The sequence below is a fragment of the Roseicyclus amphidinii genome (assembly GCF_030163755.1).
Taxonomy (GTDB): domain Bacteria; phylum Pseudomonadota; class Alphaproteobacteria; order Rhodobacterales; family Rhodobacteraceae; genus Roseicyclus; species Roseicyclus amphidinii.
The window spans coordinates 1-6,451 of sequence record NZ_JASJOE010000105.1; the positions used below are offsets into that span (position 1 = coordinate 1).

Annotated in this window: 7 protein-coding genes; 5 read left to right on the forward strand and 2 right to left on the reverse strand. The window is 67.4% G+C overall.

From position 1 onward, the window contains the following. A partial coding sequence (locus QQK83_RS18410; protein ID WP_284266795.1) for a cytochrome P450 occupies positions 1 to 764 on the forward strand: 764 nt, incomplete at its 5' end. A 121-nt stretch (positions 765 to 885) separates the two neighbouring features. Here the strand turns inward: QQK83_RS18410 and parC are convergent. Continuing rightward, entirely contained in the window at positions 886 to 3,201 is a 2,316-nt protein-coding gene (gene parC / locus QQK83_RS18415) for a DNA topoisomerase IV subunit A (protein WP_284266797.1), read from the reverse strand. 131 nt (positions 3,202 to 3,332) lie between these two features. On the opposite strand from parC, the gene QQK83_RS18420 reads away from it, so the two are divergent. After that, the gene (locus QQK83_RS18420; RefSeq protein WP_284266799.1) at positions 3,333 to 3,872 is read left to right on the forward strand and encodes an SH3 domain-containing protein; all 540 of its coding nucleotides are present in this window, start codon (positions 3,333 to 3,335) and stop codon (positions 3,870 to 3,872) included. On the opposite strand, the gene QQK83_RS18425 is transcribed toward QQK83_RS18420, so the two are convergent. Further along, positions 3,836 to 4,816, reverse strand: a complete 981-nt coding sequence (locus tag QQK83_RS18425) for a tyrosine-type recombinase/integrase (RefSeq protein ID WP_284266801.1) — start codon at positions 4,814 to 4,816, stop codon at positions 3,836 to 3,838. The two genes, QQK83_RS18420 and QQK83_RS18425, sit on opposite strands and share 37 nt — an antisense overlap. Here QQK83_RS18425 and QQK83_RS18430 point away from each other — a divergent pair. The 3 genes from QQK83_RS18430 to QQK83_RS18440 all read left to right on the forward strand — a co-directional run. Then, positions 4,815 to 5,057, forward strand: coding sequence for a hypothetical protein (locus QQK83_RS18430; RefSeq protein ID WP_284266803.1), 243 nt, complete (start codon positions 4,815 to 4,817; stop codon positions 5,055 to 5,057). The two genes, QQK83_RS18425 and QQK83_RS18430, sit on opposite strands and share 2 nt — an antisense overlap. A 42-nt stretch (positions 5,058 to 5,099) precedes the next feature. After that, a complete protein-coding gene (locus QQK83_RS18435) occupies positions 5,100 to 5,945 on the forward strand; it encodes a porin (RefSeq protein ID WP_284266805.1) in 846 nt (281 codons plus the stop codon). Positions 5,946 to 6,300: 355 nt separating this feature from the next. After that, positions 6,301 to 6,451: SDR family NAD(P)-dependent oxidoreductase (locus QQK83_RS18440; protein WP_284266807.1), on the forward strand; the 151-nt coding region annotated here is incomplete at its 3' end.

Sequence of the window (6,451 nt, forward strand, 5' to 3'; positions counted from 1 at the left end):
CGCGGCCCGGACGCGCGGCGGCGGCGCGCGACCTTGAGGGAATGCAGGCCGCGATGGATGCCGCCATCGCGCGGCGGCGCGCCACCGGACCCGGCGCGGTGCCCGACCTGATGGACCTTCTCCTTGGCGCGCGCGACCCCGAGACGGGGCGCGAGATGACCGACGCCGAACTGCGCGAGAACCTGCTGACCTTCATCGTGGCGGGCCACGAGACGACGGCGCTGACGCTGGCCTGGGCGCTCTACCTCTGCGCTTTCGACCAGGGCGTTCAGGCCCGCGCCCGGAACGAGGCGCAGTCGGTGCTGGGCCTCCGCGCCGCCGGGGCGGCGGACGTGCCGCGGTTGGGCTACGTGCGGCAGGTGGTCGAGGAAGCGCTGCGCCTCTACCCGCCGGGCGGCTTCCTGTCGCGCACCGCACAGGCCGAGGACCGGCTGTCGGCCGCCGTGATCCGGCCCGGCGACACGGTGATGATCCCGGTCTACGGGCTGCACCGGCATCGCAAGCTTTGGAACGATCCAGACGCCTTCCGCCCCGACCGCTGGGCGGACCGCGCAGGCATCGACCGCTACCAGTTCCTGCCCTTCGGTGACGGTCCGCGCATCTGCATCGGGGCGCGCTTCGCGCTGCAGGAGGCGGTGGTGATCCTCGCCACGCTGCTGGCGCGGTTCCGCTTCACCGCCGTGCCGGGCCGGCGGCCCGACCCGGTGATGATCCTGACGCTGCGCCCCGAAGGCGGCGTCTGGCTCGAGGCCACGCCGGCCTGAGCCAGCGCAACGGGCGGGCCGTGATGCACCGGATCGACCGGGCGCGGGCGAAAAACTGCAGTTTTTCGGTTTGGGAAAACTGCAGTTTTCCCAGTCGGAAATCTCGAGATTTCCGCTGCGCCTACGTGAACCGGTTGTCCCGCGGGAAGCCGCGGGGGGCCATCCGGCCCGCGCTGGCGCGTTTGCCGTCCCATTCGGCAAGGTCTTCGACCGTGCGCGTCCGACCCGCCGGGTCGAGCCAGCTGAGCCCGTCGGCGCGACGTAAGCTGCGCGCATCCGACAGCCCGCCGTCCTTGTATTTCTGCAACCGCACGCCCTTGCCGCGCGCCATTTCCGGCAACTCGTCCAGCCCGAAGACCAGAAGCTTGCGATTCTCGCCCACCACCGCGACAGCATCATCCGTGGCCGCCACGGCACGGCAGACGCGGGCGGTGATCCCGTCTTTGACGTTCAGCACCTGCTTGCCCGCGCGGGTCTGGGCCACCACCTCGGCCTCGGGCACGAGGAAGCCGTCACCGGCCGAGGAGGCGACCAGCAGCTTGCCCTCGGGGCGGTGGATGAACATGTCGAGGATCTGATCCTCGTTCGGCAGGTCCACCATCAAGCGGACGGGTTCACCCAAGCCACGGCCACCCGGCAGGTTGGCCGCGGACAGCGTGTAGAGCCGGCCGGCCGAAGAAAAGATCAGCAGCTTGTCGGTGGTTTCCGCGTGGAACAGGAAGCGTCCCTCGTCGCCGTCGCGGAACTTCAGCTCAGTCGACAGGTCGATGTGGCCCTTCATCGCGCGGATCCAGCCCATCTTCGAGCAGACGACCGTGATCGGCTCGCGCTCGATCATCGCCTCGAGCGGCACCTCCTCCACTTCGCCCGCCTCGGCGAATGTGGTGCGCCGCGCGCCGCCCTCCGCCTTGGCGCCGAATTTCGCGCGCACCTCGCGCAGCTCCTCGGCGATCTTCGCCCATTGCAGCCCGTCTTCGGCCATGAGGTCCTCGAGCCCCGCGCGCTCTTCCATCAGGGCGTCGCGCTCGCGGATCAGCTCCATCTCCTCCAGCCGCCGCAAGGAGCGCAGGCGCATGTTGAGGATAGCGTCCGCTTGCACCTCGGTCAGCTCACCGTCACCGGGCGGCGGCGTGACGTAATCGGACTCGTCGGTCGCGCGCACGAAGTCCCGCCCCCAATCCTCGCGCATCAGCGCGGGTTTCGGGTCATCGTCGTAGCGGATGATGTCGATCACGCGGTCGAGGTTGAGGAAGGCGATGATGAAGCCCTCGAGCACCTCGAGCCGGTGGTCGATCTTTTCCATCCGGTGCCGCGAGCGGCGCAGCAGCACGTCGCGGCGATGGTCGAGGAAGGCGCGCAGCACCTCCTTGAGGCTGCAGACCTTGGGCGTGCGCCCGTCGATCAGCACGTTCATGTTGAGCGAGAAGCGCGTCTCGAGGTCCGACTGGCGGAACAGCGTGCCCATCAGCACCTCGGGGTCGACGTTCTTCGACCGCGGCTCCAGCACGATGCGGATGTCGTCGGCGCTCTCGTCTCGGACATCGGCGAGGATCGGCACCTTCTTGAGCTGGATCAGCTCGGCCAGCTTCTCGATCAGCTTGGATTTCTGCACCTGGTAGGGGATTTCCGTGACCACGATCTGCCAGGTCCCGCGGCCCTGGTCCTCGACCTCCCAGCGCGCGCGCAGGCGAAAGGCGCCGCGGCCGGTGCGGTAGGTCTCGGCGATGCTTTCGCGCGGTTCTACGATGATTCCCCCGGTGGGGAAATCGGGGCCGTGGACGTAGTTCAGAAGCGTCTCGTCGCGGGCGTCGGGCGTCTTGATCAGGTGCAGGCAGGCCGCGATCAGCTCGTCGAGGTTGTGGGGCGGGATGTTGGTGGCCATGCCCACCGCGATACCGGACGAGCCATTGGCCAGCAGGTTCGGCACGGCGGCGGGCAGAACCTCGGGCTCTTCCAGCGTGCCGTCGTAGTTGGGGCGGAAATCGACCGCGTTCTCGTCGAGGCCCTGCATCAGCGCCTCGGCCATCGCGGTCATCCGCGCCTCGGTGTAGCGGGAGGCCGCGGGGTTGTCGCCGTCGATGTTGCCGAAGTTCCCCTGCCCGTCCACCAGCGGGTAGCGGATCACGAAATCCTGCGCGAGACGCGCCATCGCGTCGTAGATCGCGGCGTCGCCATGGGGGTGGTAGTTGCCCATCACGTCGCCCGAGATCTTGGCCGACTTGCGGAAGCCGCCGGTCGAGGCGAGGCGCAGTTCGCGCATCGCGTAGAGGATGCGGCGATGGACCGGTTTCAGGCCGTCGCGCGCATCGGGCAGCGCGCGGTGCATGATCGTCGAAAGCGCGTATTGCAGGTAGCGCGCGCCGATGGCCCGGGCCAAGGGCTCGGACGTCTGGCGGCCATCGCCCCCCTTATCTTGTGTGTCATCGTGCTCGGTCATCTGCATGTCGGATACGCGAGCCAGCCGCCCCCGTCCAGCGCGGAAAACGAAGCGACTGCGGGATTCCGGAGTCGGCGAATCGTGCCGCAGAGGGCTATAACCCTATGATCCGGTGAGGAAACCTGAACCACATGTTGCGTTTGACCCTGATGCTGTGCGCCGCGATCTACGCGGGCCTCGTGATCTATTCCGGCGACAACACCCCCGCGGAGGAGGCTCCGGCGGCGGTAACCCGCTCGGCCGCGCCCTTCGAGGCGACCCGTCCGGGGCGGATGCCGTCCGACAGCCTTGTCACGGCCGATGGCCGCGTGCTGACCATCGCGGCCGTGATCGACCCGGTGGCGCTGGATGAAGGGCAGGCGGCGGTGCAGCAGGTCTCGACGCCCGGCGCGGCGCGCAGCGTGCAAACCGTGGGCGCCTCGGCCTCGACCTCCGCCCCCTCGCCCGACGCGGCCACCGCCGGGGCCAGCCTGCCCCTCGTCGAGGTCACGGGCACCCGCGTCAACCTGCGCGCGGGCCCCTCCACCGAGGATGCGGTGCTCGAGGCCCTGACCCTCGGCGCGCAGGCCGAACTGCTGGCGTCTCTCGGCAACGGCTGGGTTCAGATCCGCACCGTCGACAATGGCGTCGAGGGCTACATGGCCGACCGGTTCCTCGCCCCGGTGAACTGACCCCGCGCGTCATCCCCTTCCAGCACGAGGCGGCTGACGATCTCGGTCCGCGCGCGCAGCTTGTTGGGCTGCAGATGCGCGTAGCGCTGCGTCATCGCGGCCGAGGAATGGCCCAGCAACTCCTGCACCTCGTAAAGGCTGACGCCCTCGTTGATCAGCAGGCTCGCGTAGGTGTGGCGCAGGTCGTGGATGCGCACCTCGGGCAGGCCCGCGGCTTCGCGCGCCTTGAAATAGGCGATGTGGAAACTGCCGTAGAAGGTGCCGCTCTTGGGGTTGGTGAAGATCGGCGCATCCGGCCCCTCGGGCAGGCCAAGCTCGCGGCTGCGCGCGCGGGTCGCCTCCAGCACGCTGATCGCCGCCTCGCTCAGCAGGATGCGGCGCGAGCGGCCGCTTTTCGACATCGGCACGCGCCACAGGCTTTCCGACAGGGTGATGTCGCGCCAGCGCGCCATCCGCGCCTCGCCCTTGCGCGCGCCGGTCAGCACGAGGAAACGGATGAAGAGCGTCAGGAACGGGTGGTTCACCCGGTCGCAGGCGGCCAGAAGCCGCCCGATCTCCTGCGGCGACAGGAACCTTTGCCGGTAATCGCCCGTGGGCAGCTTGCGCAGCAGCGGCACCCCCGGCACCCCCTCGGGCAGCGCGCCCCAGTCGCGCGCGGTGCGCAGCAGGCGGTTCACCAGGAAGATGTGCTTGTTGATGGTGGTGTTCTTCAGCCCCTCGCCGATCTGCCGCCTCAGCCAGGCGTTCAGCACCAGCGGCGTCATCGCCTCCCAGCGCATCGGCCCCAGCGTGTCGCGCAGGTGCTTTTCGTAGGTCAGCCGCGTGTGCCGGTGCCCCCGCGTGGTCGCAAGGCAATGCGGCATGTAATGCTCGTCGAAGAACGCGTTGAGCGTTTCGGCAGGCGCGCAGAAAGAGAAGCCCCGGACCACGGGGGCGTCGGGCATGTCATTCATTGCCGTCCATCCTGTTGCTGACACCCAATTCCGGCGCGCCATCCCCGATGGGGACGAAGGACGCACCGAAAAAGGCACTGATCACGGAAACACCGACACGACCCGAACACACATCCCGCATCGCGCGGCGCGGATCGTCATTTCGGCACTGGCACAGGCAGAGCGGGACCGGATTTTCGAAACCGGATTCCCCTCCGCAACAATTGCCACGATAAATTGTGGCGTCCTTTAATTCAACGCGCAATTCGAAAGCAGTATCTTCGCTACGACTGCCCTGGTGGCATCGGCAGGCGTTGCAGCGGCTCAGGACATCACGCTCGGCGGTAGCGCAGGCGCGGGTATCTTCCACGACAGCACGAACGGCGTGACCGACATCTACAACTCGCTCGAACTCGAAGTGACCTTCGCAGGCGCGACCGACAACGGCCTGACCTTCGGCGCGACCATGGACGTGACCGTCGGCACCGATCTCGACATCGGCGAAGTCGGCACCGCCGAGTTCGACACCCCCGGCGCTGTCAACGACGACGAAGACGGCACCTTCGGCCTCGGCTCGATCTTCATCTCGGGCGAGTTCGGCACGCTGACCTTCGACAAGGACGGCATCGACAACGTCTACGATGACGATTTCTCGCATGACTTCAGCTACGCCTACGACGCAGCTGGCTTCGGCGTGACGCTGACCTACAACCTGAACGCAACCGCAGCTGCAGGCGACACCTGGTCGCTCGAACTGGCCTACGACGGTAACGAAGCCGGCACGGTTCCGCTCGTCGCCTTCCTGGAAACCGACGACAGCAGCGAAATGCACCTCAGCGTCGGCTACTCCATCACGACCGAATTCGCAGTCGGCCTGGAGTACGAGACCGACGGCAAGGTGACCACGCTCTCGGCCGCTTACGAAACCGACATGTTCTCGGTCGGCTTCGCTGTCGACAACAACAGCGATTGGGATCTGGACCTCGGCTACTCGGCCCAGGGCTTCTCGATCGACGTGTCGACCGACGAAGCTTCCGCATGGGAGCTGACCGGTGCATACGATCTGGGCGGTGGCCTGGAAATCGTTGCCGGCACCGCCAGCACCAGCAACTGGTACCTCGGCGCGGCAATGTCGTTCTGAGTTCATTCGTGTAACGAGTGACGGAAGAGCGGGCCCTTGGCCCGCTCTTTCTTTTTCCGGCGGATGGATGGGCCGGAATTGCGCGGGGCCTGGTGCGCTCGGCGTCACCCGGAATTGGCGGGGGGCGGGAACAGGTCGGCATTCGCCTCGGGCGAATTGATTTACATACATCACTATTTACTCATTCAGGTTATTCCGAAGCCGCGCGCATTTCCCGCTGCGTAAAATAAACGGCGTAAATTATTTCTATTTTAGCCGATATTGCGCAGACACACGCCACTCAACTCCATCGCTTGCCCTGCTGCAAGTCCTGCCCTAGGCAGGCCCCGACCCGTGCGGGCGGCACGGCAGGCGGATGGCAGCGAAAGGCGCAGGCGTGGGGCGGAGCGTTCTCATCACCGGGTGTTCCTCGGGCATCGGCGCGGCGGCGGCCCGTGGCCTGCGCGCGCGCGGCTGGACGGTGATCGCCGCCGCCCGCAATCCCGAGGACGTGGCGCGGCTGCAGG

Coding starts and splice junctions, on each gene's coding strand:
- QQK83_RS18430 (WP_284266803.1), top strand. CDS start 4,815: ATGTCATTCATTGCCGTCCATCCTGTTGCTGACACCCAATTCCGGCGC.
- parC (WP_284266797.1), bottom strand. CDS start 3,201: ATGACCGAGCACGATGACACACAAGATAAGGGGGGCGATGGCCGCCAG.
- QQK83_RS18420 (WP_284266799.1), top strand. CDS start 3,333: ATGTTGCGTTTGACCCTGATGCTGTGCGCCGCGATCTACGCGGGCCTC.
- QQK83_RS18425 (WP_284266801.1), bottom strand. CDS start 4,816: ATGCCCGACGCCCCCGTGGTCCGGGGCTTCTCTTTCTGCGCGCCTGCC.